The organism is Stenotrophomonas geniculata, from assembly GCF_034508895.1.
In the GTDB taxonomy this organism is placed as follows: Bacteria; Pseudomonadota; Gammaproteobacteria; order Xanthomonadales; family Xanthomonadaceae; genus Stenotrophomonas; species Stenotrophomonas geniculata.
In genome coordinates this window covers 316,079-342,695 of the sequence record NZ_CP140571.1, presented here as the reverse complement: position 1 = coordinate 342,695, position 26,617 = coordinate 316,079, and the positions used below count along the sequence as shown (strand labels likewise).

Genomic DNA, 26,617 nt, shown 5'->3' with positions numbered 1-26,617 from the left:
TGTTGACGGCGTGAAGGAATTTGGACACAATAGCGCTCCTTCGACGCAGGTCGAACGGAATCTGCGGGAATAGCTCAGTTGGTAGAGCGCAACCTTGCCAAGGTTGAGGTCGCGAGTTCGAGTCTCGTTTCCCGCTCCAGATTCTACAGGGCCCCGGTAGGGGCCTTGTTTTTCTCTCGCCACGGCAAGGCGGGGCACGTTGGGCCACAAGGCTTTACGCGCAGTCAGAAAAGTGAAATCGCTGGTGTGTTTTCCGGATTTCCGGTAACATGTCGGCTTACGCGGGAATAGCTCAGTTGGTAGAGCGCAACCTTGCCAAGGTTGAGGTCGCGAGTTCGAGTCTCGTTTCCCGCTCCATGTTCCGACAGGCCCCATCTTGGGGTTTTGTCTTGTCAGGGCTACGTTCCTGGCGCGCAGTACGTTGGCCTCATGGCAGAGTGGCTATGCACCGGATTGCAAATCCGTTTACAGCGGTTCGATTCCGCTTGAGGCCTCCAAATAAACCCCTGATTCGTCAGGGGTTTTTCTTTTTCTGGCGTTTAGGGGGAATCTGATGATCCCCTGATTTGGCCGTGAAATCATCGGTCTGCCACCCGTCGTTGGGTGGCAAACTCGCGTTAACATGTGTCGAGTGCGTTTACGTCAGTGCCCGCGGTCTAGCTCATTGGCCTTAGGGCTGTGCTACTGCCCTCGGCAGGGGGCAAGGAGATGGGTCACAGGAGCGTCGGCCGCAGTCGCCAGTGGCGTGATCCTGAAAGCGGGTCAGTATGAAAATTGAACATGGAGAGTACGTATGGCACTCAGTTCCAACAGCATCATTCACTTCACCGACTCTCTCGAAAAATTGCTGGGAATTCTTCAGCAAGGATTCATTGTCAAGTATTGTAGGGAAACGTTCTCCCTAAAGGGTGAAGAGGAAACGCTACATGTCCCGATGGTGTCCTTCTGCGATATTCCGTTTTCTCAAATAAAGAATCACATCGATAGTTACGGGTGCTACGGTGTTGGACTGAGTAAAGATTGGGCAATAAGGAACCGACTTAATCCCGTTCTGTATGTCCAGGATGAATCCAACTTGGCCAGAAGCTACTATGCATTGATGACGTTTCTTCATTCGAAGGAGACGGCTGGCGAGATCGATAAAGTCCCACGTAGACTGGGTATCGATATCGTTAGATACATAAAAAATTACGAAGGGATTCTTGCAAGAAGGGGAAAGGAGCCCATTCCCTACCGATTCTCGGATGAACGAGAATGGCGCTATGTTCCAGAGATTGTTGATGGTGAGCATCCGGTTTACACGAGCGATGATTTCGACGACGCGACAGCCAAAACTGCGAACGAGTCTCTGAGAGAATTGACGTTGACCTTTGAGCCGGGCGACATAAGCTACATAGTCATTGCTCGGGATGAGGAAATAAAGCGCGTGGCGGCTCTTCTTAACGAGAAAAATTACGAAGCCTACACGGTGGCCCAAGCGCAGCGGCTAATGACAAGAATTATTACCAATGAGCAGATTCAGGGTGATTTCTAGTTGGCCGGTGCCATTTGTTTGTGGTTCGGGGCTGCGGTCTACACTTGTAATTGAACTTTGAGCTCGGAGTAGATGGTAACCAAGCGGCGCCGGGGCGAGTCCTGGCAGTACACGATCAAACGGGCGGGCCTGCTTCCCCAGCCGGTCTACCTGAGCTTTTCCTCGGAGGCGGAAGGCGACGAGTACGTGCGCCGCCTCGAGGCGCTGCTCGACCGTGGGGTGGTGCCGGAGGAGCTGACCAACACCAAGGCAGCCGAGAAGGATCTACGCAGCCAGGTCAGCGAGTATCGGAGTGCGCAGCACATCTCGGTCGATGACGAGCAGCTGCTGCCCGTCCTGCTCTCGCGGCTGCCAATCGGCATTACCTTGCCGCAGCTGACATTTGCGTGGGCGACCGAGTGGGTCACCACCATGAAGCGTGAGCAGAACCTCGCGCCTTCGACCATCCGGCACTACGTGGGTGCCCAGTCGCGCGCCTTGGATTGGCTGGCTGTGCACGGGGCGTTGCCAATGAATCCATTGCGGCTTCTGCCCCGGGGCTATTCGACGTACACTGCCGACGACAAGATAGCTGTGAAGCGCATCGACGGTGAAGCGAAAACTGACCAGGAGCGTGATCGCCGTCTGGAACCTAGTGAGGAAGAACGCATCCGCGAGATCCTAGCCGGCGCAAAGCCGCCGGGACGGCAGCGGCCGCTCGATCTGCCGCAGCGAGAGGCGTTGATTTTGATGTTCGACATGGCGTTGGAAACGGCCATGCGCATGCGGGAGATCTACACGCTAGAGCGCAGCCAGCTCGATGTGGCGCGGCGCACTATCTTCTTGGACAAGACAAAGAACGGTAGCAAGCGTCAGGTACCCATGACCTCGGTACTGCTGGCGAAGCTTGCGGCGTATGAGGGTGATTACGATGGCCGGCTATTCCCATTCTGGGCGGGCGAGCGTAGCCCGCTGGCCCTGCGGCGAGTATCGAGCAAGTTGTCGCGCCAGTTCGAGCGCATCTTCGTCGCGGCCGGATGCGCGGATCTGGGCTTTCACGATCTGCGTCACGAAGCGACGAGCCGACTGTACGAAAAAACCACACTGACGGACATCAAGATCGCGAGCATCACTGGGCATCGCGATCCGCGTCAGCTGAAAAGGTATGCCAACCTGCGTGCTTCCGATTTGGCCGATCAGCTCTGGTGATCGGCCTGCTCGTAGGCGCGAAGGTCGGGCAGCTTGATGCGACGCGAATTGCTCGCACGTCTTGTCTGCCCTAGTGGGGGTGAGTTCGCTGTAGGCCGCATGCCGATCGCCGACTTCTTTCGCTCGGCGGCCTGCCTGCGCCCTTCCGAACGCAGGAACTCGATCAGGTCCTCGCGTAGCATGACTGTGTGCTTCTGGTTAAGGCGCACAGCGGGCACTTCGTCTCGATTAATCAGATTTATCATTGCTTCATGGCCAAGCCGCAGCAGAGTGGCAGCTCCATCCAATCCCAGGGTCTCCTCCTTGGAGTTCTGCATGTATCGAGCACTAACCTTCATAGCGCTACCCGATGTGATGCCTGTGATCTAACTGAAGTAACAGCCTCATCCTTTGCTGATGCCGACGGGAATTGATGTCGAGGCCAAACGAATAACGTGGCAGAATGTAAGTTGGATGAAGGGGGGGCTTGGAATGGAATTCGTTGATGCGCTGAGTGAATGCTGGTGGCTTGGAGAGAGTTGCGTTCCTAGGTGGGAGGCATGGGCTGCACTTGGTGGGATTGCTGCTGCGATTGGCAGCCTCGCCGCTGCGACTGCGACGTACTTTGCTGTGGTGCATCCGCATCGGCGGCGCCTGCTTGAAGCACAGTCCGCACTTGTTGCTGCGCTTAGGGCATTTGTCCCTGAAATGAGTGCGATGTTGTTCGATGTTGAACGCTCCAAGTTCATCTTGGATGAATTCAATAAGGCGGGAGATAGACGGGATGTCTTGCGAATGCTTCGGGCGCTTCCCTTGAATGTGAGTTTTCCCGCCATCTCTCCGACTCCAGAACATTTGGAGATAGTTGATAAGCTCAACGCGCTCCAGGCGGTAGTTCGCCGGTGGAACACGTTTATTGGCGGAATTCCTGAGCCTAACGATGAAAATTATGGCTATCTCGACCATCTCAAAGAGTTTCTTCCAAGGCATTTTGAGTTCGCTCGTAACGATCTCGTCTCGTCGATTCGTGATGTCGCGGAATTGATTCAAGAGGAGCTGCCTAATCAAGAGCTTCGCATCACTCACCTCCTTGAGCGTGCTAAGGAAATGGATGGATCCAGAGTCGCTTGATTGAGCCGCTGTGCTGCGCGCTTCAGCATTGAAGTGAGTCATGCGCGCCTCTGTTCCGTCTGAACATTCGAGTCTGGATTCGCGGTTAGGATGGCCCGGAGAGGGGGCGGGCTCACGCTGTTGCCCACCATTGCGACGGCGCGGCTGTTGCTGACCTGTCGTCCATCCTGCGTGCGATCGATGATGTAGCTGGCCGGGAAGCCCTGGGCGCAGAACAACTCGCGCGGCTTGAGCATGCGCAGCCCGATATCCACGATCACATACGGCACACCGCTCAGGTGCACCGTGACCAGCGCCTGCCGGTCCTTCGTGGTGATGGTCGCCAGCGGCTCGCCAAGGTCGCCATGTTGTCCGCCCGTGCCGTAGTAGCGCATCAGGAAAGCGGCAACGCGCAGTGCGCCGGCTTCCTGCTCAGGGCTAAGGACGCACTCGATCACCCCATGATGAGTTGCACCAGCGCAGATGGTGCTAAGCGGGTCAGTCGTGGTCGGGCCGTCCAGGTTCCTGCGCAGCGTCACCAGGTGCGCGGTCGTGAGACGCTGGTGGCTGCCATTAGCGCAGATGGTCGGCATCGGCTCATCGGCGGCACTGCCGGCGCCCTGGTAGAACCCGCCGTTGGCATGTTCCAGAAACGCTGCCATGACCCCCATGGCATGGGCGGCGTCGGCCGGCCGGCCGAGCTGCGCCAGCGCCGCTGGTGATGGTCGGCATCGGGCGGCCTGTATGCGCGCCATCGCTGGTGCCCCGGAACTTGACGAGGGAGGCTGCGGCGAGGGCATAGCCGCCGCTGCCACTGGCGGTGATGGTGCCAGCAGGCTCATCGGTCGGTCGAACCCCGGCGCCCCAACGCTTTACGCCTCCCGGCTCGCCTTCGCCGTGTGCGGCCTGCACCAGCATCGGCGCCACGATCGCGTGTGAGCCGCCGCGCGGCCAAGCCGTGATGGTGCCCAGCGGATCGCCTCCGGAAGCGACGCCGTTGGCGGACGCGTTCGCGCACTGCACTATGTTGGGCGACACGATCATCATCTCGCCAAGATCGGCAGCAGTGATCGTAGGCATCGGTTCTCCGCTTGGCGAACACCGTGATCGAGTGCCTGTCATGGTAGGAGTGCGTGCGGCGCTACGATCGCCCTGGCACGCTGTTCTACCTCGATCCGCCGTATTGGGAAACGGAGGGTTACGGTGTCGAGTTCCTCTTCGCGGAGTATGAAGCCATGGCCGAGCTGATGCGCACCTCGGCCGGGCGCTTTGTGGTCTCGATCAGCGACCACCCTGAGATCCGCGAAGTGTTCGCCAGCTTCGACCTGGTGCCGCTGCAGCTGGATTACACCATTGGGGGTGGACAGGGCCGGGGGCGCAAGTTCAGCGAGTTGATCATCAAGAGCTGTGATGATCGCCAGGCCGCGCTGCTGTAGGGCTCAAGCGACTGGTCCCAGCTGCCCTTGGTCTTCAGCCCCTAAAGAAATGTCGGTGGTTGCGGCCGAGATCGACCGGGCTGCGCTTCCCTTCCCTGAACCGGCAGTTGCCCTCATCATCAAACACCGTGGTATGTATTGGCAGATCTGTTCAAAGGGAGGTATGTGTGAAGATTCTAAAAAAGGACGCTTATGTGGTTGCCGCTGCCCCAATTTTTGCGCTACTTGGTGCCTATTTCTACGAGTTGGGTCGCTATGCATTTTTTGATGTTTCCCCGATACTCATAGATCTGCCGACCATTCGGGTTCTAGTTGCTGGGCTCTTCGTTGCCGCGTTTTTTGCTATCTTGTCCAGCTTCATTTTGTCCGTAATTAGGCGTCTTCGTAAGCGCGGGGTCGTGTCAAACTTTGTTAGCTGGTTTATCGCTACGTACCTTTGGCTAGGCTTGCCACTAGCGTTGGTGTCTAAAACTCCCTATGCCTTCTTTTCGACATTCGTCCCGCCTTTGGTTATAGCGATTTTTCCTGCGGTGGAATATTGGAACAATGAGCGAAAAATCAAGAGGGGGCCGCTGGACTCGGTAGAAGTGGAGGGTGAAAAAGAGGATGAATCTCCGTCATCAAAAATCACACTGGTTTCCTTTTTGATCTTCTATGGCCTTGCTCTGATTAGCTCTTTAGGTATCGCTCGCGAGAGGTTCTTTGCGAACAACGCGTGCACGGACGGAAAGATCGTGGTTGCGATAAATGGAGATAACATGATCTTGAAGAATTTTGATCCAGCGACGGGCGCTCTATTGGAGGGCGCGGTCGTGAGGAAATTGGAAGGCGCTGAGTTGCGCAAGTGTTCGCCAGGAATTGAAGGGAAGGCTGGATTTGAAGGGTGGATGCACGATGGGATGCTTGTGGGGAAAAAAGCGAATTAGTGGAGCATGGTCGGCGCAATTTCTGATCTGCCCGTAGTCGAACCCTGCAGGCCCTTGGCAATGGCCCAGAACGGCAGCAGGCCCCCCAAGCCAAACGGGCCACCTGCCGGGCTTCGCCGCGATCCAGGATCACCGTTGCGCGCTGAGTCGGGGCCAGGTTGTAGCTGGGCTGGATCTCTGCCAGGTCAGGGGCAAGGTCAACCAGCCCCGGTTGGCCGAAGTCGATCACGGGGAGCTGGACGAATCGGCCGCACATGGCCGGGTCGCCGACGCGTTCGCAGGATCTGCGACGGCCGGTCCTATCCTTCCGGCCATGCTCCCCTCGCGCGGCTACCAAGGCTTCCGCTCAGCACCGCCACCCTCTGGCTGGGTCCAGATGGAAGACGGCTGGGTGCTGTGGTGGAGCGGCCGGCAGATCGCCCACGTCGTGCCGGCAAAGGACGGCGGGGTTCGTGTGCACCTTGATGCCAGGAAGATGCGGGATACCGAGGACGTGCGGGCCGCCAGCATGGCCCAGGGCAAGCGCTACGCAGAGCGATGGTGTGCGATCAGGCTCTACCCCGAGTTGCGCCTGCGCGCGGCTGTGGCCCGGTTGTTGGACGCCAGGCCGAGCGAACCGCTCGATCCGCTGCCCGGCTTACCGCAGACCCGAGAGCAGCAGCAACAGGCCCGGCGTCTGGCCGAGGCCGGAGCTGCAGAGCTGGCGCGAATCAAGGAAGCGCTGGAACCGCGCCGACCGCCGAAGGAGACCAAGCCCCGCCCGAAGGACGCCCGCAAGGCTTGGATGAGGGCTGGGTTCCGGGGAATGCGCGGTTGGTAGTAGGTTCCCGAATACAAGGTTCCGTCCCATTGCAGGAGTAGGTCCTTGGCACCCTGCCTCCTGAATTGAACTCAATCTAAGCTATTGACTGCAATGCACAGTCCGCCAGCCTTCTAAGCTGGCTGCCAGTCGGCTATTCTCCGTCCTGATCAAGTGCAGGGGGCGGGGCGTGGATTTCCCGGGCGAAAAACTAATAATTCGTTTGTTGGACATCATTGAACGCAATGGCATATCGCCATTTGTTGATTCATTGAAGGCGAGGCGCGATGGCATGGCAGCTATCGATGTCCAGCGAGAGCATATGCTAATGCTCGCAAAGGTGGAGGATGAAATAGCCGTCCTCAAAAGCAAGAGCGTCGCTTCTGTAAGCGGGGAGGGTAGTCCTGCGCCACTAAAGTTGGCCCCGCCTCAAGTTCCGGCTTCTGATGGGCCGCTTCGCACCCTAGCTGGTCACGCCAATGCCGCATTTACTTACCAGGCAGTGCGACAGCTTCGTAAGGAGATCAACGTCGGAAAGGCGATCGCATATGCTGCAGATGCCTTGATGGAGGGTGACGTCCAGACACCCCGGGAAGATCCAAGTCCAGACTGGTTGGAGCGCTGGCGTGAAAACGCTAGTGGTGTTTCCGTCGAGAAGATGCAGGAGCTTTGGGGGCAAGTGCTGGCGCGCGAAGTTCGGAAGCCTGGATCGATGTCGCTCAGGGCAATGGAGGTGCTCAAGAACCTGGAAAGCAGCGACGCAGCGCTAATCGAGAGGTTGGCGCCATTTGTTGTCGACACTAGATTCGTACACAAGAGTAAAAATGCAGCCCAGAGTTGGCTTGCCTTCGGCGAGGCCTTGGCGCTTCAAGAGCTAGGGATAATCGTGGGCGTGGGATCCGTTGGGGTGGCTTTGACACTCACATCAGCGTCGGATAGCAGGTTCGAGCTGGGGGTGTCATTTGGTAAATATGCTTTGAATTTGATTGCAGATGACCCGAGTACTGAGCTGAAGTTGGTAGGCTATAAGGTCACCAACATCGGGCGGGAGATCATGGCGCTTGTGCAGTTTGAACCTAATCTTGACTACGTGAAAGAAGTCGCTTCCGTATTCAAGAGTCAAGGTGTATCCGTTCACTTTGGCCTAGTTGATTCCGATGACGGCAATGAGACCTATTTCCTCCGCGATCCAGTTTTACTTTAGTGCTATCCGTAGTTGACATTTCAACGTTTGTAAGTGTGGGTGGGTGGACTTTCAATCTCTCGCTCATCCTCCGCTTGAGGATTTCCCAATCATGAAGTTAACGAATCCGCTGCAGGCCACGAGCATGAATTTTGCATCAACAAAAGTCAGGTTGTCCTCCTCCATCATGGCATGGCGAATTCCTTGAGCGTCTGAGGTGTATCCGTAGAGCGACGAAAGGCCCTTTCGGAGTGCGTTATGCATTTCGCCATTCTTCTCAATAACGTTAAGCGCTTCGCCAAGGCTGGCTTTGGGGTTATTGGTGATGTGCTTTGCCATAGTCTCTACTGCTGATATTGACTCCTTGATCGAATTTCTGTAATCGGGGTTTGTCCGGTCAGACATCAGGGCAAGGGCTGTGCGTAGATGTAGGGTCGCACCTGTAGGGGTATCTTCGCGATTTATTGCTTCTTCGATGCTTGATATTTCTTGGGTGTCTGTGATGGCCGTAAACTTGTTATCGACAAGTCTATACCCTGACATTTCTCTGCTGAGTGCGGGGCTGATTCTTGCCCTAAGCATCGTTTTGTAATAATCTGGAAGTGTCCCGGTAAGCGAAAATTCCAGAAGCTCATAAACGTCGTTCCATTCAATTTCGAAGAAGTAAGTTCGAACGTCTTGTGCCAAGCTATCGTAGCCTTGGGGAATCTTATCAACTGGCTCATGAAGCAATTCATCCCACAGTGCACGAAAATACGGCATGAGCAGAGAACTGTTCGAGAACGCCGTGTTCTTCCCCGGGCCAATGACGCTGCCCTGATATGCGTTCCACAAAGCGACTCGCAGAGCTCTATCCATACCGTTGAGCTGGATCTCAACCCTCACCGGCTTCAAACCCATTCGTTGCGAGAAGAGCATTTGAACGTTCCATTTTGGCAGGCGTGTAGCGAGTCTAGACGTTGAGGCACGATCACTCCATGGGCTTACAAGCATTGGGTGGCAAATGGGGCGTCAGGCTTCCGTATGTTGTGGAATTTTAAGAATTAACTGTGGATTGCAAATCCGTTTACAGCGGTTCGATTCCGCTTGAGGCCTCCAATTGAAAAGCCCTGACCTCGGTCAGGGCTTTTTGTTTGCCTGGATACCAGCACGCGCCCGGATCGATACCCGCTACAGCCGGGCCAGCGCCTGCACCGTGGCCTGGGTCAGCGGCTGGGGCAGGGCATCCAGCGCGAACCAGCCCAGCCCGGTCTGAACCCCCGGCTCCTGGATGGAGGCCTCGGCACCCGCAGCTGCCCGAGCCTCGAAGATCGGCGCGACCCAGTGCTGCGCGAGCGCCGGCTCGAAATGATCGGCCACGCACAGCAGGCGCAGCAGCGTCACTTCCAGCGCCGTTTCCTCGCGGATTTCGCGGACCACGGCGGCCTCCACCGTTTCCATCCAGTCGACTTTGCCGCCGGGCAGGCCCCAATGCCCGCGCTCCGGATCGCGTCCGCGCTGGATCAGCAGGATGCGGCCGTCGGCATCACGGACGACGGCGCCGCATCCAACGCGGGGAATCTGCAGTTCAGTCATGGCGGAGAAGGAGAATGAAAAAGGACGTTCCACATTCTTGCATGCACGCCGCATCAGTGGACCCGCGCTACGCTGGGCACCTGTGCATCAACAGCTTCACGAGGGTGTCGCATGCTCATCCGGCAACTCAGCGCTGACGACGCCGAGATTCTCTGGCAAGCGCGGTTGCAGGCGCTTTGCGAGTCGCCTGCGGCGTTCCTGTCCACGCTGGCCGAGGCGCAGAATGACTCGGCGGAGGTGATGCGCGCCCAGCTTGCTGATCCCGGCACGCGCCACTTCGGCGCTTTCATCGACGGCATGCTTGCGGGCTTCCTGCGTTATGTACGCCCGATGCGAATGGCGCGACGGCATACGGCAGAAGTGCACAGTGTCCATGTGGACACCGACCATCGTGGCCAGGGTGTCGCCCGCCAGCTTCTTCTTGCAGCGTTCGCGGCTGCGCGCGCGGAAGGCATTGAATCGCTCTCCCTCACGGTGCTGGCGGACAATACTGCCGCGCGCGCGCTGTATGAATCGCTGGGCTTCAGCGTAATTGGCACAGAGCCGCGGGCAGTCAAACGCGCGGGCAGCTACGCGGATATCGTCTCGTACTGGATCTCGCTGTGCTGATGGTGAAATGTTGCCGCGGGTACGGTCATGTTTCCGTGGCACGATGAGGCTGGACACATGTTCCAGGAAGACAGGGCAATGCACGTTCAGGTATCCAGCAGGGAGCGCGTGGCGCCGGATCACCGTCACCAGGCGGAGGATCTGCTCCGCGAGGCGTTCCCGGACATGCAGGGCGACGGCTATGCCATCCCGGGGCCGGTCGCTCTGGTCCTGGCGATGGAAGGTGATCAGGTGGTCGCCCACCTCGCACTGTACGAACGCAACGTATTGCTGGACGGCGAGCCGGAACGCATAGGCTTGATCGGCGGCGTGGTGGTACGCGTTGACGTTCGCAGGAAGGGCATCGCGTCACGCTTGATCGAAGCTGCGCACGCCGAGTTGCGCCAACGCGGTATCGATTTCGCCGTGCTGTTTGCCCTGGATCATCGGCACTACGCCTCTGCGGGCTATGTGCCAATGCAGAACGAGACCTGCTTCATCGAAGGCGGTCACGCGCGCCGTTTCGTCTATCGAGGCGGCATGGTGGCCGCGCTGGGGGAGCGCCGCTGGACCACGGCCTTGCTCGATCTGCAGGGCGAAACGGTCTAGAGAGCTAGACAGAAGCCCCCACGGGCGTCTCCGCGCGGAAGTTGCGCCCGACCGGTTCGCTTACGCCCAGGTAGTGGCGGAACAGGTAGATCAGCGGTTTCCAGTGCGCAACGTCGATGTGCTGGGTGCCCGCCACGGTGATCGCTTCGTGCGCATGCACGCAACGGATCCGTCCCTCAACGATCACGAAGCCCTGGCCGTCATCCTCGCCGGGCGGGTGCATCGCCATCACGCTGACTTCCACCTGCAGCGGGCACTCGGCAATCGCCTCTGGCGCGACGTGGGTGGAGGCGACTGCGCTGAAACCCCCCAGCGCGAACTTGTCGCGCACGTGCACGTAGCCCACCGCCTGTTTGGCAGTGGGCACCGGATCGCAGCCTGTCGCCCGCGCGATGGCCTCGACCTGTGCGGCCTGCGCGGATGAGGGGAAGTTCATTACGCACTCGTTGCGCAACTGCAGGTTGCGATAGCCCTGACCCTGCACGCCGATGCCCAGCACCACCCGGTTGCCCAAGGCCCAGAACGAAGACAACGGACTGATGTTGCTGCTGCCATCGTCGTTCAGCGTGGTCATCAGCAGCACCGGTGTGCCGGGATACAGGACCGAAGGGGTGATGCGGCGGCGGGGGATCGGAGCGGCTTTCACGGCAGGCCTTGCACTATCGGGGTGTCCACTGTGCCGTGGCAGCGGGTGCCGATGCTTCGGCCTGCATCGAACTGTCGGCGCGCAACGGCGTGCCACAATGCGGGCATGGTCCACACCTCCGGTTCCCTTGTCAGCGTCGGTGCCCTGGTCGGTGACCAGGCGCGCGCGGCCATGCTGCTGCAGCTGATGGATGGGCGTGCGTATACCGCGACGGAGCTGGCTCGTGTGGCCGGAGTGACACCGCAGACGGCGAGCACGCATCTGCGCAGGCTGATTGAGGGCGATCTGCTGGTCGCCGTCGCGCAGGGGCGACACCGCTACCACCGGCTGGCCTCGCACGAGGTTGCCGACATGCTGGAGGGCATCCTGCGCGTTGCCGACCGCACGCCGTCCTGCACGGTTTCCGCATCACGCAGCATGCCGGCGTTGCGTCAGGCGCGGAGCTGCTATCGGCATCTGGCCGGCGTGCACGCGGTGGCGATCACCGACCGCTTGCTGGGGGCAGGACACCTGGTCCCGCACGAGGGGCATTGGCAGGTGAGTGTGGAGGGTGCAGCGTTCCTGCGGGAGCTCGGCCAGCCGCTGACTGAACTGTTGCGGCTTCCCGTGACGGTCAAGCCTGCACGCTATTGCCGAGGATGCCTGGATTGCACCGAGCGGCGCCCGCATCTGGCCGGGCTGGTCGGCGAGGCGATGCTGGACAGCTTCGTGAAGAACGATTGGCTTCGGCGGATTGAGGGCCGACGCGAACTGCGGCTGACGCAGCCGGGGCGGGAAGCACTGTGGAAGCGGTTCGGCCTGGCGACATAAGTGCCCTGCCAGTCTCATTCGCCCACGACATGGCAAGGCGCTATGGTCGAGTTCCAAGTCTTAGGGAGCTGCAATGGCGAGCAAGGACATGAACGATCGCGGCACGCTGGCGGTACGCCGGCAATGAGCAAATCTTCTGTGGAAGTACGTTGGCTGACGTTCCGGCTGATGAACGGCCAGTCGATTGGACCGGATCGACTGAAGGATGGATGGGTGATTGCTTCGGAGACCCGCCACTGCGGGGTACGCCGCGAGTCCATCGAAGGCGCGGGCGTGGTTTACGCGCTGTATGCACCGGCCAACCTCGCCTCACCGCGGCGCGCGGAGATGCGCATGCGCGAATTCCTGATGAGCTCCGGCTACACCTTCACCATGGGCACGCTGGGCGGCTGACGCCGCTGGATCCCATGCGGGCATTGATTCCGGCGCTGCAATGGCAGCGATCGGCGTGCCGGCGATGGCCTGCGTATCGTTCGGGCGCATCAACCATGCACGCACGCGCAGCGCCGGGCGATCGTCATGACGCAGCGTAGCTTCGACCAGTTCGATGGTGCGACCAGCGCGCAGCACCTGTACGTCGGCCTCCATCGCTTCGATCGGAATGGTGCCGAGCAGTCCTTTGGGTGGGTCCCTGATGAACTGCGGCACACGCCGGCTCAGTGCTGGACCGTCTTCAACGCATCGACAATCTGTGATCCAGAGAAGCCACAATGCCCTTCGCCCACTGGCGGCAGCACGCGCGGCAATGGTCGCGCGCCAGCCCGTGCGGCCATCTGCGGATACACCGCCTGCATGTGCGGCACGATGGTGGGGTCGTTGTGGTTGAACTGGATCGCCAGCGGTCGCTTCACCGCGCCGGTCAATGCGAGCGCATTGCGGACATGCGCCTGCGCCGCAGGCACGGGATCGATGCGTTGCACGCCGGCATTGAACGCGGCGTCGTCACCGAATCCGCTGTACATCACACCAAGGTTGCCGACCGGCATGCCGCCGCTGCGCGTGGCCAGTTCATGCAGGACCAGTGCGTGCAGGCTGATCGTGCCGGCCAGTGCATCAGCGGAGACCTGCAGCCGCTGCGCCAGCAATGCAGCGTGCAACGGATCGTGTTGCAGAGCATTGGCGATGCCCTGGTACAGCTCACCCTGCGGCAGCATGGCTGCTTCGCGCGATACCAACCCGGTGCCCGGCAGCCCCTCCGCCTTGGGGAAGAAGTAATCGAATGCGACCAGCGTGGTCAGCAGATCGGTCGCGATCTGTTCGCCACTGAGATTGGCGCCGCATAGCGACACACCACCGGCGTAGTGTTGCGGGAAGCGCTCGAGGCTGCCAATGGTCACGGCACCGCCCATCGAGAATCCCAGCATCCAGGTGTGGCGTACATGCTTGAGTTCAGCCACTACCTGCTGGCGCAGGCGTTCCGTATCGGTGATCGCATCGGCCACCGCCCAGCCCTGGCTGGCATAGGCACTCTGCGCGACCGCGTAACCTGCTGCCAATAGTGGCGCAGTGCTGTCATTGGCCGCCATGGGTACGGTGCGCGGCACGCCGACCGGTTCATAGCCATGGGCCAGCATCACCAGCTCGCCATTCCAGTTCGCTGGCACATCCAGCCGCCAGGGCGCGCCCTGCAGTTCGCCGCTGAGCATGCGTGCCGCCGTCGGCGGTGCAGCCAGCGATGTCATCCAGGGCAGCAGGCAGAGGGCAACAGCGCATCGAAGCAAGGGACGCATCGGGGTCATTCCATGCGGGAATGGCGCCGAGCATAGATCCCTGAGCCACCTTGCGCGCGCTGCACTGCCGCAGGGCATTGCCGGCCGACCGTGCTGCGCTCTACGCTGGCGGCATGGCCCTGCACAGCACTGCGTCGATTATCCGCATTCCCCACGGGAAGGCGGGGTAGCGCGCGGTCGTCACGGCCATGCAGCCCGCCCGGGAAGGCGGGCTGCATGCAGCGCTCTCCCGGGTAGTGGAATCCACCCAGGAGAACGCAGATGCACGACTTTTCATCGAACGACCCTGCGCCGACCCTGCACCTGGTGTGCGGCAAGATCGGTGCCGGCAAATCCACCCTGTCTCAGCAGCTGGCATTGGCGCCGCGCCACGTATTGATCAGCGAAGACGCATGGCTGGCGGCGCTGTACCCGGGCGAAATCCATTCCATTGCCGACTATCTGCAGCGCGCAGCTACGTTGCGCACCGTGCTGGCCGATCATCTGCGTGCATTGCTGCAGGCGGGTGTTTCGGTGGTGCTCGATTTTCCATTCAATACGCCAGCCAGCCGCGCGTGGGCACGTGAAGTGTTGTCGCCGGCTGGCGCTGCATATCAACTGCATTTCCTCGATGTTGCCGACGAGGTCTGCAAGGCGCGGCTGCGCGCGCGCAATGCACTCGGCGAGCATCCGTTCCAGGTCAGCGACGAGGAGTTCGAGCAGATCACCCGCCACTTCGTTGCACCAGCTGCGGAAGAGGGCTTTGTGGTGACGCGCTACACCCAGGCAGGCCCGGCATAGCGCGGTCGGTTCAGTCGACGAAGGCCGGCTTGCCCTCGGTTGTTTCGGTGGTGCTCGATTTTCCATTCAATACGCCAGCCAGCCGCGCGTGGGCACGTGAAGTGTTGTCGCCGGCTGGCGCTGCATATCAACTGCATTTCCTCGATGTTGCCGACGAGGTCTGCAAGGCGCGGCTGCGCGCGCGCAATGCACTCGGCGAGCATCCGTTCCAGGTCAGCGACGAGGAGTTCGAGCAGATCACCCGCCACTTCGTTGCACCAGCTGCGGAAGAGGGCTTTGTGGTGACGCGCTACACCCAGGCAGGCCCGGCATAGCGCGGTCGGTTCAGTCGACGAAGGCCGGCTTGCCCTCGGTAGCGGTCTGCACCAGCGTCCCGCGGAAGGTCTCGACCAGCGGGCGCAGGTTGATGCGGTGCCAGGCCGCCCACAGCGGTGTGCGGTAGCTGAACCACGGCAGCTCGCGCAGCACCACGCCCGCCGGTGCCTGGTGGTCCAGGCTGCGCTGAATGGTGGTCAGGCCCAGCCCGGCGGCGACCAGACCGAGCGCGGCCAGCGGCTCGGTCGCCTCCATGGCGATGGTCGGGGTGAAACCGGCCTTCGCGCAGGCGGCGATGAAGGTGTCATGGCGCAGCGCGCTTTCCTTGTGCATCACGCCGATCCACTGCTGGCTGGCCAGATCCTCGGGCGTGATGGTCTCTGTACTGGCCAGTGGGTGGCCGGCCGGCAGCGCCAGCAGCATCGGATCGTTCAGCACCTGCGTGGCGTCCAGGTCCGGATCGTCGAACGCCGGTGGTTCGCAGACCAGGGCGATGTCCAGGCTGCGTTGGCGCAGGCCTTCCAGCTGCACGTCCGACTGCTGGTTGTACAGCGCGATGTGTACCGCCGGGCGGTCGCCGCGCAGTTCGCGCAGGGCGGTGGGCAATACGCCGGAGTGCATCGCGTATTCCAGATAGCCGATGCACAGGCCGCCTTCGTCGCCGCGGCCCAGCCGACGTGCCAGCGATTCCAGCCGGTTGGCGTGGGTCAGCAGGGCGCGCGCCTCGGCCAGGAAGGTGCGGCCATCGGCGGTCAGCCGGATGCGCTGCTGCGAGCGTTCGAACAGCTGCAGTTCCAACCGTTCCTCCAGCTGGGCGATCTGCCGGCTGAGCGGGGATTGGGAGATGTGAAGGCGCTCGGCAGCGCGGCCGACGTGTTCATCTTCGGCGACGGCCACGAAATAGCGCAGTTGGCGGAGATCGAGCATAAGACCATTCGGGACTCAAGATTGATAAATTATGTCTTGGACAGTCTGATCGGGCAAGCCTAGCCTGTGCCTCAACCTCAACAACCTCCCCAAGGGGAACCCCATGAGCATCAACACTCTGCTGGCTGGCAAGACCCTCGGCTTCGGTACCGCGCCGCTGGGCAACATGTTCCGTGACATCCCGGAAGCCGAGGCCCGGGCCACGGTGGACGCGGCCTGGGAACAGGGCACCCGCTACTTCGACACCGCCCCCTTCTACGGCGCCGGCCTGGCTGAGATCCGGCTCGGCGACGCGCTGGCCAAGCGCAACCGCGACGACTTCGTGCTCAGCACCAAGGTCGGCCGGCTGATCCTGGATGAAGTGGAAGACACCAGCACCCGTGATCTGGGCGAGAAGGGCGGCCTGTTCGTCGCCGGCCGCCCCAACAAGCTGGTCAATGACTATTCGGCCGATGCCACCCTGCGCTCGATCGATGACAGCCTCAAGCGTCTGAAGACCGATCGCCTCGATATCGTCTGGGTGCACGACATCGCCCAGGACTTCTACGGTGATGAGTGGCTGTCGTACTTCGAGACCGCACGCCGCGGCGCCTTCAAGGTGCTGACCCGCCTGCGCGAGGAAGGCGTGATCAAGGCCTGGGGCCTGGGCGTCAACCGTGTTGAGCCGATCGAGTTGACCCTGGACCTGGATGAAGCCCGTCCGGATGGCTTCCTGCTGGCCGGCCGCTACTCGCTGCTCGACCACGAGCGTGCGCTGCAGCGGGTGATGCCCAAGGCGGCCGAACGCAACACCGGCATCGTGGTCGGCGGTCCGTACAGCTCTGGCGTGCTGGCCGGTGGCAGCCACTACGAGTACCAGAAGGCGTCGCCGGAGATCTTGGCCAAGGTCGAGCGCATCAAGGCCATCGCGGCCGAGTGCGGCATCAGCATCAAGGCGGCCGCCCTGCAGTTTTCGCTGGCCAACCCGGCAGTGGCGGCGGTGATCCCGGGCGCCAGCCGTCCCGAGCGCATCGCCGAAGACTACGCCGCACTGAAGGAAGTCATCCCGGCCGGGTTCTGGCAGGAACTGCGCGCCCATGGCCTGGTTGCGGCCAACGCCCCGCTGCCGATCGACAACATCTGAGTACCAAGGAGATCTTCCCATGGCAACTGCATCTGTATCCATCACCGTGCCGACCCCGGCCGACCTGGTCTGGAACCTCATCGGCGGCTTCGATTCGCTGCCCGACTGGCTTCCGTACATTCCCCGGAGCGCGCTCAGTGAAGGTGGTCGCGTGCGCCATTTGGCCAATCCCGATGGCGATGCCATCGTCGAGCGCCTGGAAGCCTTCGACCAGGCCGATCGCAGCTACACCTACTCGATCCTGCAGGCGCCGTTCCCGGTCACGGGCTACCGTTCCACCCTGCGCGTGGTCGAGCAGGGCAGTGGTTCGAGGATCGACTGGTCCGGTGAGTTCACCCCGGTGGACGTCAGCGACGAAGCGGCGTCCGCGCTGTTCGAGGGCATCTATCGCGATGGCCTGAAGGCACTGGAAACCACGCTGGCCGGGTGAATGCCCGTGTGGTGTTGACCGCATGCAGACGCCCCGGCCGGTCCGGGGCGTTTGCGTGTCAGTGTGTGGGCGCCGGTCCACCGCAGGCGACGCGATGCATGGGAAAGTCCATTGCCTGCTTCGGATTGTCCTGCGCAATCTCGATGCGCGCATGCGCGCGCTGGTCGTCGAGGCGCTGGTAGTGGATACGCTGCGGGAAGTCGTTGGCGGGATTCTCGAACACGGCTTCATTGCCATCGACCCGGGTGGCGTTGAAGTCTGTGGCGTTCTGGCCAGAGGGCAGGGCGGTCAGCACCAGGCGTCCATCATCATGCTGGCGCAGCTGCATGAACTCGAAGCCCACCGTGCGGCCGTCCCGCAGGGTGCGGCTGCTGCCGAACAGGGTGTTGCCAGCCAGGGTGGACCACTGCTCGCCGGCACCGGCCGGCTGGCCATCAAGCTGCCAGCAACCGGCCAGCCAGGCCAGGTGTTCGATCTTCGAGGGTGAGGCGGACAGTGCGTGCGGGGCCGCGAGCAGCAGCGGCAACAGGGCCAGGGCGATGCGGAGCGACATCGGTGCCTCCATGCGCGGGAATGTGCGGCCTGTATAGCGCCCGGGGGATCACGCGGCCAGTGCCGTCCCTTCCAGTGCTGATTCCGATACGATCTGTCGCATTGAGCCATTTTTGATTGACCCGGAGTCCCGCCATGGTCGACCGCCTCGCCATCCTTCTTGAACGCTTCGCGGTCACGGCTTCGGTGTTCCATGCCGGCGCGCTGTGCGGCATCAACACGCTGGAGGGTGAGGATGAGGCGGGTCAGTTGCACCTGGTGCGGCGCGGGCCGCTGCAGGTCAGTCACGGGCAGCAGACCGTGCAGGTCGAAGTGCCGAGCCTGCTGCTGTATCCGCGGCCGATGCCACATCGCTTCAGTACCGACCCGCAGCAGGGCGCCGACATGGCCTGCGCCAACCTGCATTTCGAGGGCGGACGGCTCAATCCGATCAGTGCTGCGCTGCCCGATTTCATCTGCTTGCCGCTGGCCGACCTGTATGGAGGCAACGCGGCGCTGGAACTGCTGTTCGAAGAGGCGTTCGAGCAGCGCTGCGGGCGGGCAGCGATGGTCAACCGGCTGTTCGAGGTGGTGATGATCCAAGTGCTGCGCCAGCTGATGGAAGGTGGCGAGATGCGCGGCGGCCTGTTCGCCGGGCTGGGTCATCCGCGGCTGCGGCTGGCATTGGTGGCGATGCATGAAGCGCCCGCACAGTCCTGGACCCTGGAAGACCTGGCCGAGGTCGCCGGCATGTCACGCAGCGTGTTCGCCGCCAGCTTCCGCGAGGCGATGGGCACCACGCCAGGCCAGTACCTGCAGGGGTGGCGGGTTGGGCTCGCGCAACAGGCGCTGCGGCAGGGGCGGCCGCTGAAGCGGATCGCCGACGATGTGGGCTATGGCAGCGAAGCGGCGTTGTCGCGCGCGTTCAAGGCGCATACCGGGCAGTCGCCACGGGAATGGCGCGGGCAGGCGCGGGCCAGCGCGGCCTGATCGGTCAGCCCAGCACCAGCCGGACGAGCTTCATGCCACCGAACAGACCGGCCAGGCCCAGCGCCACCGAGCCACCGGCATACAGTGCCGCCAGCCCATGCTGGCCACGCTGCAGCAGCAGGCCGATCTCCAGCGCGTAGGTGGAAAACGTGGTGTAGCCGCCGAGGATGCCGGTGGCCAGCAGCAGGCGCAGCTGCGGCGAGGCGCCATTACGCATGGCGAAGACCTCGACCACCACGCCCATCAGCAGCGCACCGCTGATGTTGATCAGGAAGGTCGACCAGGGCCAGGGACTGCCGACCGCCACCCGCGCGCCGATCAGGTTGCAGGCGTGGCGCAGGCAGGCGCCGATGCCGCCGCCGACGAAGACCAGGAAATAATTGTTCAATGCTTGCATGGCGTGCCTCGAATGCGGGTTCGCAGGGTCAATGGCGAACGCCGAGGGCAGGCACGACCTGCCGTCGACGAACACCGGGTTCGTCCTGGCAGGAGCCATCAGCCTTCTCAGGCGGTTATCGGGGGAGCCCCATCCCCATCGTGGTCCATGCTATCAGCGGCGGTGCATTCACGTCATCGAGGTCGTCAGAACGCGAGCCACCTTGCTGCGGCTGAAGCCATCCATCAGCAGTTCGAACGCGAGCAGATCCAGCGCCGCATGGCGGCGGTGGTCGATCTCCAGCCCGTTCTCGGCCACCAGATGGCTGACCAGCTCGTAGGCGTCCTGCCAGACATCCAGATGGGCCTGGCTGGGGATGTAGGCACTGCCGGGCTCACCGACGCCGAGCCCGCTGACCCCGTACAGCAGTTCGCGGGCGTCCAGCTTGGCCGCATCTGCGATGCGGAACAGCTGTTCGGCTTTCACGTGCGAGGCGCTCACGTGATCGTTGAGCCAGTTGCTGATGGTTGCTGTCGTTGATTTGGCGGCGCGTGCCAGATCGGCCGGGCGTGGGTGCCCCGCTTTCTTCATGGCTGCCGCGAGTCGTTGGCCGAGAGTATTCATCTATGCAAGCCAGCTTAACGCGTGGATTGCGAAGAAGCCTTGTCGCAAGAATCAGTCTGGTTAACAGAAGGACCGACCGTGACCGAATTCTGGAGCAAGCGGCAGGTGCGCACCCGGCTGGGATTCCGCACCGACGCCGAACTGGCACGCTTCTTTGGCATAAGCCGTTCCGCAGTGTCGCAATGGCCGAGGGACTTCCCGATTCCGGCCCTGCGGCAATACATCCTGCATCAGCGCTATCCGAACCTGTTCCCCAGGACAGAAGCGTCGGTGGGCGAATCCATCTGACTTGCGCCGCCTTTTGTCGCATCTAGCACGCTAAGCGCCTTCTGCTAAGTATGCTTAGCAAAATAGGTAAGATCGATCGATCTGAGAATCACAATCGGCGCCATCTACTGGAGGTGTCGGTCTCTGGGTCCCGCTTACTGTCGGCTTCACCCCATCCGGGGGGGGCGGGTCCCCGTATGTAGTTTCGTGAACGATTAATAATTTCAATCACGAAAGTCGCTGCATGTAATTGACCTGTCGTGAAATCTATGACTAATTGGAGTCAACCAAGCGTGAAGCCTGGGAGTCTTTCAGTAGCACGCAAGTGAGTCGGTAGACCGTCAACAATGCAGAACAAGTCCAACGGAGGTCGTATGGAATACGGCATGCATGGCTTGGCTGAACGGGTACGCCGCGAACTGGAAGCCAGTTACCACAAACACGGATGCGGTCCGGCGTTCTGGGATACCTACCAGCAGGTGCTGGACCGTCTGGTCCCGCAGGGGACCGAGCGTACCGAAGTCACCAACGAAATGGCGCTGATCATCGAACAGCTGGGCATCGTCCGGCGTGCGCAGCTTGTGCCGCCGCACGCCAACGGGGCGCGTTGATTCAGAGCAGGCGCCAGGCGCCGCAGGCAAGCAGCGCCAGCAACAAGGACAGCAGGGCCAGGGTCCGGGGTCGCCACAGGCGCTTCGGTTGTCCAGCCATCGCCTGCGGACTGCAGTAGCGCACCAGCCCCGGACCGAAACCGGCCCGGTGCTGTTGTTGTGCGCAGGCCTCCAGGCAGGCGCCGCAGGCCAGGCAATCGGCCTGCGGCCCCTGGCGGATGTCCAGCTGCATCGGGCAGGCGGTGACACAAGCAGCGCAGTCGATGCAGTCACCGAGGCGGTCGGCGCTGAAGGTCGGCATCGGTCCGGCCAGCAGCGGATGCGCGGCGCGGAATACGTAGTCCTGCGCAGTGGTCGGGTCGAGCAGGCCGCGGCCACGGCCCAGTACTCCGCCAAGCCCGGACGGACGTGGCCCGCGCGGCTCACCGCGACGGGCGTCGTACAGCATGCGCGGTGTGTGCGGATCGGTCAGCAGCGGCTGCATGCGTGCGAACGGGCACAGCGAACGGCAGACCTGCTCGCGCAGGAAACCGGCATTGCCCCAGGTCGCGGCTGCATAGAACAGCACCCAGAAGGTTTCCCAGCGGCTCCAGCCGGCGTGGGGCGCAGCGGTCACCAGTTCGGCGATGGGGCTGAACAGGCCGACGAAGGTGATCCCGGTCCACAGCGACAACAGCCCCCAGGCCAGCTGGGTGGCCGGGCGTACAGCAGGTGCAGGCAGCATGCGGGCCGCGCTGCGGGCGATCCAGTCGAAGGCGCGCCGCCACAGGGTCTGCGGGCAGGCATGGCCGCACCAGATGCGCCCGGCGAGGTGGGTAAGCAGCGCAAGGCCCACCGCCAGCACCGCCAGCAGTCCGATCAGCACGCCGGCGTCGCTGGGCCACAACGTCCAGCCAAACAGGTCGAATCGCCGCGCGTTGATGTCCAGCAACAGCGCCTGGCGACCCTCCCAGCGCAGCCACGGCAGTGCGTAGAACAGCGCCAGCAAGGCGGCGCTGAGCGTGCCGCGCCAGTGCCAGGGACGAGGGATCCGGGTGCAGGACGTACTCATCCCAGCGGCAGCTCGTCGTCGTCATCGCTCGGCATCGGCCGCTGCAGGTACCAGGTGACCGCGCTGGACAGTGCCGTCACCGACCAGAACATGAAGAATCCCGCCGTATAGCCCAGTTCGCGACTGATGGCCGTGCCCGGGAAACTGATGGCCTGCAGGCGCAACGGATCGACGAAGGCGAAGAACACCACGCTGGCAACGCCGGCGGCGATGAAGCTGGGCCAGAGGATGGCGCCCCACTGCTGGATCAGCCTCTGGCGGCGGTTGGGAGAAGGTCTGTTCATGCTGTCCCGGATCGAAAAGTGGGCGGCGCGTATACTTCGCCAAGGCTGGCGCGGCATCCGCAGGGCATGCTTCCTGCAAGCGTGCCAGCCTAGGTGCAGCGGACTGCGCCGACATTGATCTGGATCAACGGCGCTGCCGCCTGGGTGCGGCACACTGCCGGCACGCTTTGGGTACCCCGATGAACGCAACACCGCCGCCTGTCCTCCCCGTCGCCTCGCCCGGGTTGTGCACCGAGCAGGAAGTGACCCGCCTGGTTCACGATTTCTATGCCCGCGTGCGTGAGGAAGAACGGCTGGGACCGGTGTTCGAGGCGCACGTCCACGATTGGCCTGAGCATCTGGCGCAGCTGGTCGACTTCTGGTCGGCGATGCTGCGCGGTACCCGCCGCTTCAAGGGCTCGCCGATGTCCAAGCACATGGCCATCGAGCTGGACAAGGACCTGTTCGACCGCTGGCTGGTGCTGTTCCGGATCACCACTGCCGAATGCAACAACCCGCCGATGCAGGAACTGGCCAACGACGTGGCCGCGCGCATCGGTGACACCTTCTGGAAGCGCTACCAGATGCTGCGCTGGCCGCAGGTGGGCCTGCCGGTGCTGGGGATCCCCGGCAAGGATTGATCTGGGTCAAGGCGGCGCAGGCCGCCCGGCGCGATGCTGGCGGCATGGACACGTTCTCTCCCGCCGCCGGTGGCCTGGCCTGGACCTTCGACCCCGACCTTCTGCGCCGGCACGACCGGCCGGGCCCGCGCTACACCTCGTATCCGACCGCGCCGCATTTCCATGATGGCTTCGACGCGCCGGCGCTGCGCCAAGCGATCTCCGACAGCAACCAGCTGGCCCGCGCGCTGTCGCTGTATGTGCATGTGCCGTTCTGTTCCAGCCCCTGCTTCTACTGCGGCTGCAACCGGGTGATCACCCGCGATCGCGGTCGTGGCCACAGTTACGTCTCGCGCGTGCTGGCCGAGGCCGACCTGTTGGCGCCGCAGTTCGATGACGGCCGCGAGGTGATCCAGCTGCACCTGGGCGGTGGTACGCCGAACTTCCTCGATGCCGAGGCGATGACCATGCTGGTGGAAGGGTTGCGCCGGCGCTTCGATTTCAGTGATTCGCCGCAGCGCGATTTCTCGATCGAACTCGATCCGCGCTTCATCGACACCCGCGACGTCGCCATGCTGGCGCGGCTGGGCTTCAACCGGGCCAGCCTCGGCGTGCAGGATTTCGACCCGCAGGTGCAGGAATCGATCAACCGCATACAGGGTGTGCAGCAGACGCTGGATATCCTGCGCGCCTGCCGCGACAGCGGCATGCGTTCGGTCAACGTTGACCTGATCTATGGCCTGCCGGGGCAGAGCCTGGAAGGATTCGGCCGCACCCTCGAACGGGTGCTGGCGCTGCGCCCGGATCGCCTGGCGGTGTATGGCTACGCGCATCTGCCGCATCTGTTCCGCGCGCAGAAGCAGATCGACGAAAGCCGCTTGCCTTCGCCGGAAGACAAGCTGGCGCTGCTGGGCCTGGCGGTGGAGAAGCTCTCCGCGGCTGGCTACCAGTACATCGGCATGGATCACTTCGCACTGCCGGAAGAGGATCTGTCGCGCGCACAGCGCGCCGGCCAGCTGCATCGCAACTTCATGGGCTATACCACCCACGCCGATACTGATCTGCTTGGCCTGGGCGTGAGTGCGATCAGCCACATCGGTGCCACCTACAGCCAGAATCCGCGCGATCTGCCGTCGTGGGAGGATGCGGTGGACCAAGGCCAGCTGCCGGTCTGGCGCGGCGTGGCGTTGAGTGCCGACGACCAGCTGCGTGCGGAACTGATCCAGCAGCTGATGTGCCAGGGCGAGGTAGATGGCGTGCTGCTGGGGCAGCGTCACGGTGTGGATTTCGAGCAGTACTTCGCCGAGGACCTGCGTTCGGTGCAGCGGCTGCAGGAAGACGGCCTGGCCGAATACCGCGATGGCGTGGTGCGTGCCAGCGAACCTGGGCGGCCATTGCTGCGGTTGCTGGCGATGTGCTTCGACCCGTACCTGCGTGCCGCACATGAGCAACCGCGTTACTCGCGGGCGATCTGAAGGTAGCGTGTGCTGCGCTCGCGTGGTGCCCGGAGCCGGAATCGAACCGGCATGGGGTTGCCCCCGGCGGATTTTAAGTCCGATGCGTCTACCAGTTTCGCCATCCGGGCCTGCAGCGCGGCGCCGATTGTAGCCCACCTGCGGTGCCGCGACCGGATTGCATCACGGCGGCGGCGTGCTTAACTGTCGATCGCATTCATGTCATAGTCCCTGCCATCGTTCCCAGGGGGGGGAGCCACCTGATGTCGCTGCACGCGATTGCCTATGCCAGTGAGGCCCGCGCCGATCTGCAGACAACCGATCTTGACCGCCTGCTGGCCGACGCCACGGCATTCAATCGTGTAGCCGGTGTCACCGGTGTCCTGATGTTCGACGGAGCACGCTTCCTGCAGTATCTCGAGGGCCCGGAGGACGGCATCGATTCGGTGTTCCAGCGCATTCTCAACGCGCGCAGCCACGTGCAGCTGAAAGTGCTGTGCCGTGCACCCGTGGTGCAGCGCGCATTTCCGCGCTGGTCGATGGGCACGCGGCGGATCGAGCCGGAGCTGCTGGCGCAGATTGTCGATGCCGCGTGGCCCGGCTTCCTGCTTGGCAGTGGTGGATTCGAGCGCCTGCTGCAGGCCTGGACCGGCGCCGACGGTGAACTGGAACCGGCCGCGGTGGCGTTGGGGTCCTGAGCCCGCCTTGGCGGCAGGGCGCCGGGGCCGGTAGGCTGTAGCCTTTCTGGCGCAGGTTTTCCGGAGTGGTGCAGCAGATGAGTGTGTTGGCCGAAGCCATGGCAGCGTATGTGCGATCGCATCCGTTGCACGGGATGTGCCGATGAGTGCGCCGGTTGCGGCGGCCAGCGCCCCCCGGTTTGCGGTGATCGGCCTGGGTTATGTCGGCCTGCCTTTGGCGGTGGCGTTTGGCCGGCAGTGGCCGACGTTGGGCTTCGATATCGATGCCGGTCGCATCGCCGAGCTGCGCAGCGGCCAGGACCACACGCTGGAAATGGAAGCCGACGAGCTGGCCAGTGCGCAGCGGCTGCAGTTCGGCAGTGATCCGGCATTGCTTGATGCCTGCAATGTCTACATCGTCACCGTGCCGACCCCGATCGATGCATACGAGCAGCCCGACCTGGAGCCCCTGCGTTCGGCGACACGACTGATTGCCAGTCATCTTCGCGCCGGCGATCTGGTGATCTACGAGTCCACGGTGTACCCCGGCACCACCGAGGAAGTGTGCGTGCCGCTGCTGGAGCAGGGGTCGGGCCTGCGCTTCAACGAAGACTTCTATTGCGGCTACAGCCCGGAACGGGTCAGTCCCGGCGACCGCCAGCGGCGCCTGGCCGACATCCGCAAGATCACGTCCGGCTCGACACCGGAAGTCGCTGCGGTGATTGATGGTCTGTACCAGCGCATCATCGCCGCCGGTACGTTCCCGGCACCTTCGATGCGCGTGGCTGAGGCGGCCAAGGTGGTCGAGAACATCCAGCGCGACGTCAACATTGCGCTGGTCAACGAGCTGGCCCTGATATTCGATCGGCTCGGCATCGATACCCAGGACGTGCTCGACGCCGCCGGCAGCAAGTGGAATTTCCTGCCGTTCCGGCCGGGGCTGGTCGGCGGTCACTGCATCGGCGTCGATCCGTATTACCTGCTGCACAAGTCCGAGAGCGTGGGCTACCACCCGGACCTGATCCACACCGCACGGCAGGTCAACAACCGCGTCGGCGAGCATGTGGCGGCGCGGGTGCTGGCGATGCTGGCCGAGCGTGGCCGTGTGCCGGCGGACGCACGCATCCTGGTGCTGGGCGTGACCTTCAAGGAGGATTGCCCGGACCTGCGCAACAGCCGCGCGCTGGAACTGGCGCAACGGCTGCGCGATGCCGGCGCGCAGGTAGAGGTCAGCGACCCGTGGGTCGGCCCGGCGGCATTGACCGGCGAGGGCCTGGATTGGCTGGCCGAGCCCGGGGCAGGGCGCTATGACGCAGTGGTGCTGGCGGTGGCCCACGCCCGTTTCAAGGCGATGGATGAATCCGCAATCCGGGGGCTGTTGGCGCCGGGTGGCCTGGTCTACGACGTGAAATCGGCCTGGCCGCGCAACGTGGTTGACGACCGCTTGTAAGCCCGGGCAGTGAAC

General features: G+C 62.6%; 35 protein-coding genes, 5 tRNA genes, 1 pseudogene and 1 riboswitch. Of the genes and pseudogenes, 26 read left to right on the top strand and 15 right to left on the bottom strand.

All coding sequences use genetic code 11. The features are described from left to right. Positions 1-63: 63 nt before the first annotated feature. The 5 genes from RI032_RS01690 (at position 64) to RI032_RS01670 (ending at position 2,722) form a co-directional block, all read left to right on the top strand. Positions 64-139, top strand: a tRNA-Gly gene (locus RI032_RS01690). Between the two features lie 142 nt (positions 140-281). Then, positions 282-357 (top strand) — tRNA-Gly (locus RI032_RS01685). Positions 358-423: 66 nt separating this feature from the next. Next, positions 424-497 (top strand) — tRNA-Cys (locus RI032_RS01680). A 296-nt stretch (positions 498-793) separates the two neighbouring features. Then, on the top strand, positions 794-1,534 hold the full coding sequence (locus RI032_RS01675; RefSeq protein WP_322547766.1) for an abortive infection system antitoxin AbiGi family protein: 741 nt from the start codon (positions 794-796) through the stop codon (positions 1,532-1,534). 72 nt (positions 1,535-1,606) lie between these two features. Next, positions 1,607-2,722 (top strand): site-specific integrase, encoded by a 1,116-nt coding sequence (locus tag RI032_RS01670; RefSeq protein WP_322547765.1) that lies wholly within the window; start codon positions 1,607-1,609, stop codon positions 2,720-2,722. Here the strand turns inward: RI032_RS01670 and RI032_RS01665 are convergent. Beyond that, positions 2,710-3,039 (bottom strand): hypothetical protein, encoded by a 330-nt coding sequence (locus RI032_RS01665; protein ID WP_322547764.1) that lies wholly within the window; start codon positions 3,037-3,039, stop codon positions 2,710-2,712. The genes RI032_RS01670 and RI032_RS01665 overlap by 13 nt on opposite strands. Before the next feature lie 154 nt (positions 3,040-3,193). On the opposite strand from RI032_RS01665, the gene RI032_RS01660 reads away from it, so the two are divergent. Next, positions 3,194-3,832, top strand: coding sequence for a hypothetical protein (locus RI032_RS01660; RefSeq protein WP_322547763.1), 639 nt, complete (start codon positions 3,194-3,196; stop codon positions 3,830-3,832). A gap of 38 nt (positions 3,833-3,870) precedes the next feature. Here the strand turns inward: RI032_RS01660 and RI032_RS01655 are convergent, their stop codons facing one another. After that, the gene (locus tag RI032_RS01655) at positions 3,871-4,566 is read right to left on the bottom strand and encodes a DNA cytosine methyltransferase (protein WP_322547762.1); all 696 of its coding nucleotides are present in this window, start codon (positions 4,564-4,566) and stop codon (positions 3,871-3,873) included. A gap of 378 nt (positions 4,567-4,944) precedes the next feature. On the opposite strand from RI032_RS01655, the gene RI032_RS01650 reads away from it, so the two are divergent. Together RI032_RS01650 and RI032_RS01645 are read left to right on the top strand one after the other, a co-directional pair. Continuing rightward, entirely contained in the window at positions 4,945-5,247 is a 303-nt protein-coding gene (locus RI032_RS01650) for a DNA adenine methylase (protein WP_322547761.1), read from the top strand. Between the two features lie 167 nt (positions 5,248-5,414). Then, the gene (locus RI032_RS01645) at positions 5,415-6,173 is read left to right on the top strand and encodes a hypothetical protein (RefSeq protein WP_322547760.1); all 759 of its coding nucleotides are present in this window, start codon (positions 5,415-5,417) and stop codon (positions 6,171-6,173) included. A 35-nt stretch (positions 6,174-6,208) separates the two neighbouring features. Here RI032_RS01645 and RI032_RS01640 read toward each other — a convergent pair. Continuing rightward, positions 6,209-6,429 (bottom strand): annotated as a pseudogene (locus tag RI032_RS01640) (SOS response-associated peptidase family protein); the annotation flags it as partial. A 57-nt stretch (positions 6,430-6,486) separates the two neighbouring features. On the opposite strand from RI032_RS01640, the gene RI032_RS01635 reads away from it, so the two are divergent. Together RI032_RS01635 and RI032_RS01630 are read left to right on the top strand one after the other, a co-directional pair. Continuing rightward, the gene (locus RI032_RS01635; RefSeq protein ID WP_322547759.1) at positions 6,487-6,993 is read left to right on the top strand and encodes a hypothetical protein; all 507 of its coding nucleotides are present in this window, start codon (positions 6,487-6,489) and stop codon (positions 6,991-6,993) included. A gap of 169 nt (positions 6,994-7,162) precedes the next feature. Beyond that, positions 7,163-8,176: a DUF2806 domain-containing protein gene (locus RI032_RS01630; protein ID WP_322547758.1), complete on the top strand. Its 1,014-nt coding sequence runs from the start codon at positions 7,163-7,165 to the stop codon at positions 8,174-8,176. Positions 8,177-8,239: 63 nt separating this feature from the next. On the opposite strand, the gene RI032_RS01625 is transcribed toward RI032_RS01630, so the two are convergent. Beyond that, positions 8,240-9,073 (bottom strand): AbiJ-NTD4 domain-containing protein, encoded by an 834-nt coding sequence (locus RI032_RS01625; RefSeq protein ID WP_322547757.1) that lies wholly within the window; start codon positions 9,071-9,073, stop codon positions 8,240-8,242. A 96-nt stretch (positions 9,074-9,169) separates the two neighbouring features. Here RI032_RS01625 and RI032_RS01620 point away from each other — a divergent pair. Beyond that, positions 9,170-9,253: transfer RNA gene (locus RI032_RS01620), tRNA-OTHER, on the top strand. A gap of 72 nt (positions 9,254-9,325) precedes the next feature. Here RI032_RS01620 and RI032_RS01615 read toward each other — a convergent pair. After that, positions 9,326-9,784 (bottom strand): NUDIX hydrolase, encoded by a 459-nt coding sequence (locus RI032_RS01615; protein ID WP_029380061.1) that lies wholly within the window; start codon positions 9,782-9,784, stop codon positions 9,326-9,328. A 57-nt stretch (positions 9,785-9,841) separates the two neighbouring features. Here RI032_RS01615 and RI032_RS01610 point away from each other — a divergent pair, with 57 nt between their 5' ends. Both RI032_RS01610 and RI032_RS01605 read left to right on the top strand, forming a co-directional pair. Then, positions 9,842-10,339 carry a GNAT family N-acetyltransferase gene (locus RI032_RS01610; protein ID WP_322547756.1) on the top strand — a complete coding sequence of 166 codons (498 nt, stop codon included), beginning with the start codon at positions 9,842-9,844 and terminating at the stop codon, positions 10,337-10,339. 57 nt (positions 10,340-10,396) lie between these two features. Then, the gene (locus RI032_RS01605; RefSeq protein ID WP_322547755.1) at positions 10,397-10,927 is read left to right on the top strand and encodes a GNAT family N-acetyltransferase; all 531 of its coding nucleotides are present in this window, start codon (positions 10,397-10,399) and stop codon (positions 10,925-10,927) included. A gap of 4 nt (positions 10,928-10,931) precedes the next feature. Here RI032_RS01605 and RI032_RS01600 read toward each other — a convergent pair whose 3' ends face one another. Continuing rightward, positions 10,932-11,573: a flavin reductase family protein gene (locus tag RI032_RS01600; RefSeq protein WP_322547754.1), complete on the bottom strand. Its 642-nt coding sequence runs from the start codon at positions 11,571-11,573 to the stop codon at positions 10,932-10,934. A 105-nt stretch (positions 11,574-11,678) separates the two neighbouring features. Between RI032_RS01600 and RI032_RS01595 the strand changes: the two genes are divergently transcribed. Together RI032_RS01595 and RI032_RS01590 are read left to right on the top strand one after the other, a co-directional pair. Then, positions 11,679-12,383, top strand: a complete 705-nt coding sequence (locus tag RI032_RS01595) for an ArsR/SmtB family transcription factor (protein WP_010486056.1) — start codon at positions 11,679-11,681, stop codon at positions 12,381-12,383. 123 nt (positions 12,384-12,506) lie between these two features. Then, a complete protein-coding gene (locus RI032_RS01590) occupies positions 12,507-12,776 on the top strand; it encodes a hypothetical protein (protein ID WP_029380059.1) in 270 nt (89 codons plus the stop codon). Here the strand turns inward: RI032_RS01590 and RI032_RS01585 are convergent. Together RI032_RS01585 and RI032_RS01580 are read right to left on the bottom strand one after the other, a co-directional pair. Continuing rightward, complete coding sequence (locus RI032_RS01585) at positions 12,693-12,971, bottom strand: thioesterase family protein (protein ID WP_322548253.1); 279 nt, start codon at positions 12,969-12,971, stop codon at positions 12,693-12,695. The genes RI032_RS01590 and RI032_RS01585 overlap by 84 nt on opposite strands. A 68-nt stretch (positions 12,972-13,039) precedes the next feature. Continuing rightward, positions 13,040-14,113, bottom strand: coding sequence for an alpha/beta hydrolase family protein (locus RI032_RS01580; protein ID WP_134958228.1), 1,074 nt, complete (start codon positions 14,111-14,113; stop codon positions 13,040-13,042). 261 nt (positions 14,114-14,374) lie between these two features. Here RI032_RS01580 and RI032_RS01575 point away from each other — a divergent pair, with 261 nt between their 5' ends. Both RI032_RS01575 and RI032_RS01570 read left to right on the top strand, forming a co-directional pair. Continuing rightward, entirely contained in the window at positions 14,375-14,893 is a 519-nt protein-coding gene (locus RI032_RS01575) for a P-loop nucleotide/nucleoside kinase family protein (protein ID WP_322547753.1), read from the top strand. A 29-nt stretch (positions 14,894-14,922) separates the two neighbouring features. Then, positions 14,923-15,207, top strand: coding sequence for a P-loop nucleotide/nucleoside kinase family protein (locus RI032_RS01570; protein WP_425603821.1), 285 nt, complete (start codon positions 14,923-14,925; stop codon positions 15,205-15,207). Between the two features lie 10 nt (positions 15,208-15,217). Here the strand turns inward: RI032_RS01570 and RI032_RS01565 are convergent, their stop codons facing one another. After that, the gene (locus RI032_RS01565; RefSeq protein WP_322547752.1) at positions 15,218-16,135 is read right to left on the bottom strand and encodes a LysR family transcriptional regulator; all 918 of its coding nucleotides are present in this window, start codon (positions 16,133-16,135) and stop codon (positions 15,218-15,220) included. A 103-nt stretch (positions 16,136-16,238) separates the two neighbouring features. On the opposite strand from RI032_RS01565, the gene RI032_RS01560 reads away from it, so the two are divergent. Beyond that, positions 16,239-17,258, top strand: a complete 1,020-nt coding sequence (locus tag RI032_RS01560; RefSeq protein WP_322547751.1) for an aldo/keto reductase — start codon at positions 16,239-16,241, stop codon at positions 17,256-17,258. Between the two features lie 19 nt (positions 17,259-17,277). Beyond that, the gene (locus tag RI032_RS01555) at positions 17,278-17,688 is read left to right on the top strand and encodes an SRPBCC family protein (protein ID WP_322547750.1); all 411 of its coding nucleotides are present in this window, start codon (positions 17,278-17,280) and stop codon (positions 17,686-17,688) included. 58 nt (positions 17,689-17,746) lie between these two features. Here RI032_RS01555 and RI032_RS01550 read toward each other — a convergent pair whose 3' ends face one another. After that, positions 17,747-18,241, bottom strand: a complete 495-nt coding sequence (locus RI032_RS01550; protein WP_057503616.1) for a DUF6265 family protein — start codon at positions 18,239-18,241, stop codon at positions 17,747-17,749. A 134-nt stretch (positions 18,242-18,375) separates the two neighbouring features. Between RI032_RS01550 and RI032_RS01545 the strand changes: the two genes are divergently transcribed. Next, positions 18,376-19,209, top strand: coding sequence for an AraC family transcriptional regulator (locus tag RI032_RS01545; protein WP_049413257.1), 834 nt, complete (start codon positions 18,376-18,378; stop codon positions 19,207-19,209). Between the two features lie 4 nt (positions 19,210-19,213). Here the strand turns inward: RI032_RS01545 and crcB are convergent, their stop codons facing one another. Together crcB and RI032_RS01535 are read right to left on the bottom strand one after the other, a co-directional pair. Beyond that, positions 19,214-19,606: a fluoride efflux transporter CrcB gene (crcB, locus tag RI032_RS01540; protein ID WP_322547749.1), complete on the bottom strand. Its 393-nt coding sequence runs from the start codon at positions 19,604-19,606 to the stop codon at positions 19,214-19,216. An 82-nt stretch (positions 19,607-19,688) separates the two neighbouring features. Then, positions 19,689-19,752, bottom strand: a riboswitch (Fluoride riboswitch). A gap of 22 nt (positions 19,753-19,774) precedes the next feature. Further along, complete coding sequence (locus RI032_RS01535; protein ID WP_010486043.1) at positions 19,775-20,176, bottom strand: transcriptional regulator; 402 nt, start codon at positions 20,174-20,176, stop codon at positions 19,775-19,777. Positions 20,177-20,287: 111 nt separating this feature from the next. On the opposite strand from RI032_RS01535, the gene RI032_RS01530 reads away from it, so the two are divergent. Together RI032_RS01530 and RI032_RS01525 are read left to right on the top strand one after the other, a co-directional pair. Next, positions 20,288-20,497, top strand: coding sequence for a Cro/CI family transcriptional regulator (locus RI032_RS01530; RefSeq protein WP_260364329.1), 210 nt, complete (start codon positions 20,288-20,290; stop codon positions 20,495-20,497). A gap of 353 nt (positions 20,498-20,850) precedes the next feature. Then, complete coding sequence (locus RI032_RS01525) at positions 20,851-21,087, top strand: hypothetical protein (protein ID WP_010486041.1); 237 nt, start codon at positions 20,851-20,853, stop codon at positions 21,085-21,087. 1 nt (position 21,088) lies between these two features. Here the strand turns inward: RI032_RS01525 and RI032_RS01520 are convergent, their stop codons facing one another. Together RI032_RS01520 and RI032_RS01515 are read right to left on the bottom strand one after the other, a co-directional pair. Then, entirely contained in the window at positions 21,089-22,138 is a 1,050-nt protein-coding gene (locus RI032_RS01520; RefSeq protein ID WP_322547748.1) for a 4Fe-4S dicluster domain-containing protein, read from the bottom strand. Further along, positions 22,135-22,422 carry a hypothetical protein gene (locus RI032_RS01515; protein WP_010486039.1) on the bottom strand — a complete coding sequence of 96 codons (288 nt, stop codon included), beginning with the start codon at positions 22,420-22,422 and terminating at the stop codon, positions 22,135-22,137. Before RI032_RS01515 ends, RI032_RS01520 begins: the two co-directional genes overlap by 4 nt. A 179-nt stretch (positions 22,423-22,601) precedes the next feature. Between RI032_RS01515 and RI032_RS01510 the strand changes: the two genes are divergently transcribed. Both RI032_RS01510 and hemN read left to right on the top strand, forming a co-directional pair. Then, the gene (locus tag RI032_RS01510) at positions 22,602-23,042 is read left to right on the top strand and encodes a group III truncated hemoglobin (RefSeq protein ID WP_109813828.1); all 441 of its coding nucleotides are present in this window, start codon (positions 22,602-22,604) and stop codon (positions 23,040-23,042) included. A 44-nt stretch (positions 23,043-23,086) separates the two neighbouring features. Continuing rightward, positions 23,087-24,496: an oxygen-independent coproporphyrinogen III oxidase gene (hemN, locus tag RI032_RS01505; protein ID WP_322547747.1), complete on the top strand. Its 1,410-nt coding sequence runs from the start codon at positions 23,087-23,089 to the stop codon at positions 24,494-24,496. A gap of 23 nt (positions 24,497-24,519) precedes the next feature. Here the strand turns inward: hemN and RI032_RS01500 are convergent. Then, positions 24,520-24,606, bottom strand: a tRNA-Leu gene (locus tag RI032_RS01500). Between the two features lie 132 nt (positions 24,607-24,738). On the opposite strand from RI032_RS01500, the gene RI032_RS01495 reads away from it, so the two are divergent. Then, a complete protein-coding gene (locus RI032_RS01495; RefSeq protein WP_010486035.1) occupies positions 24,739-25,173 on the top strand; it encodes a BLUF domain-containing protein in 435 nt (144 codons plus the stop codon). Positions 25,174-25,315: 142 nt separating this feature from the next. After that, positions 25,316-26,602, top strand: a complete 1,287-nt coding sequence (locus tag RI032_RS01490) for a nucleotide sugar dehydrogenase (RefSeq protein WP_049482979.1) — start codon at positions 25,316-25,318, stop codon at positions 26,600-26,602. Positions 26,603-26,617: the final 15 nt, after the last annotated feature.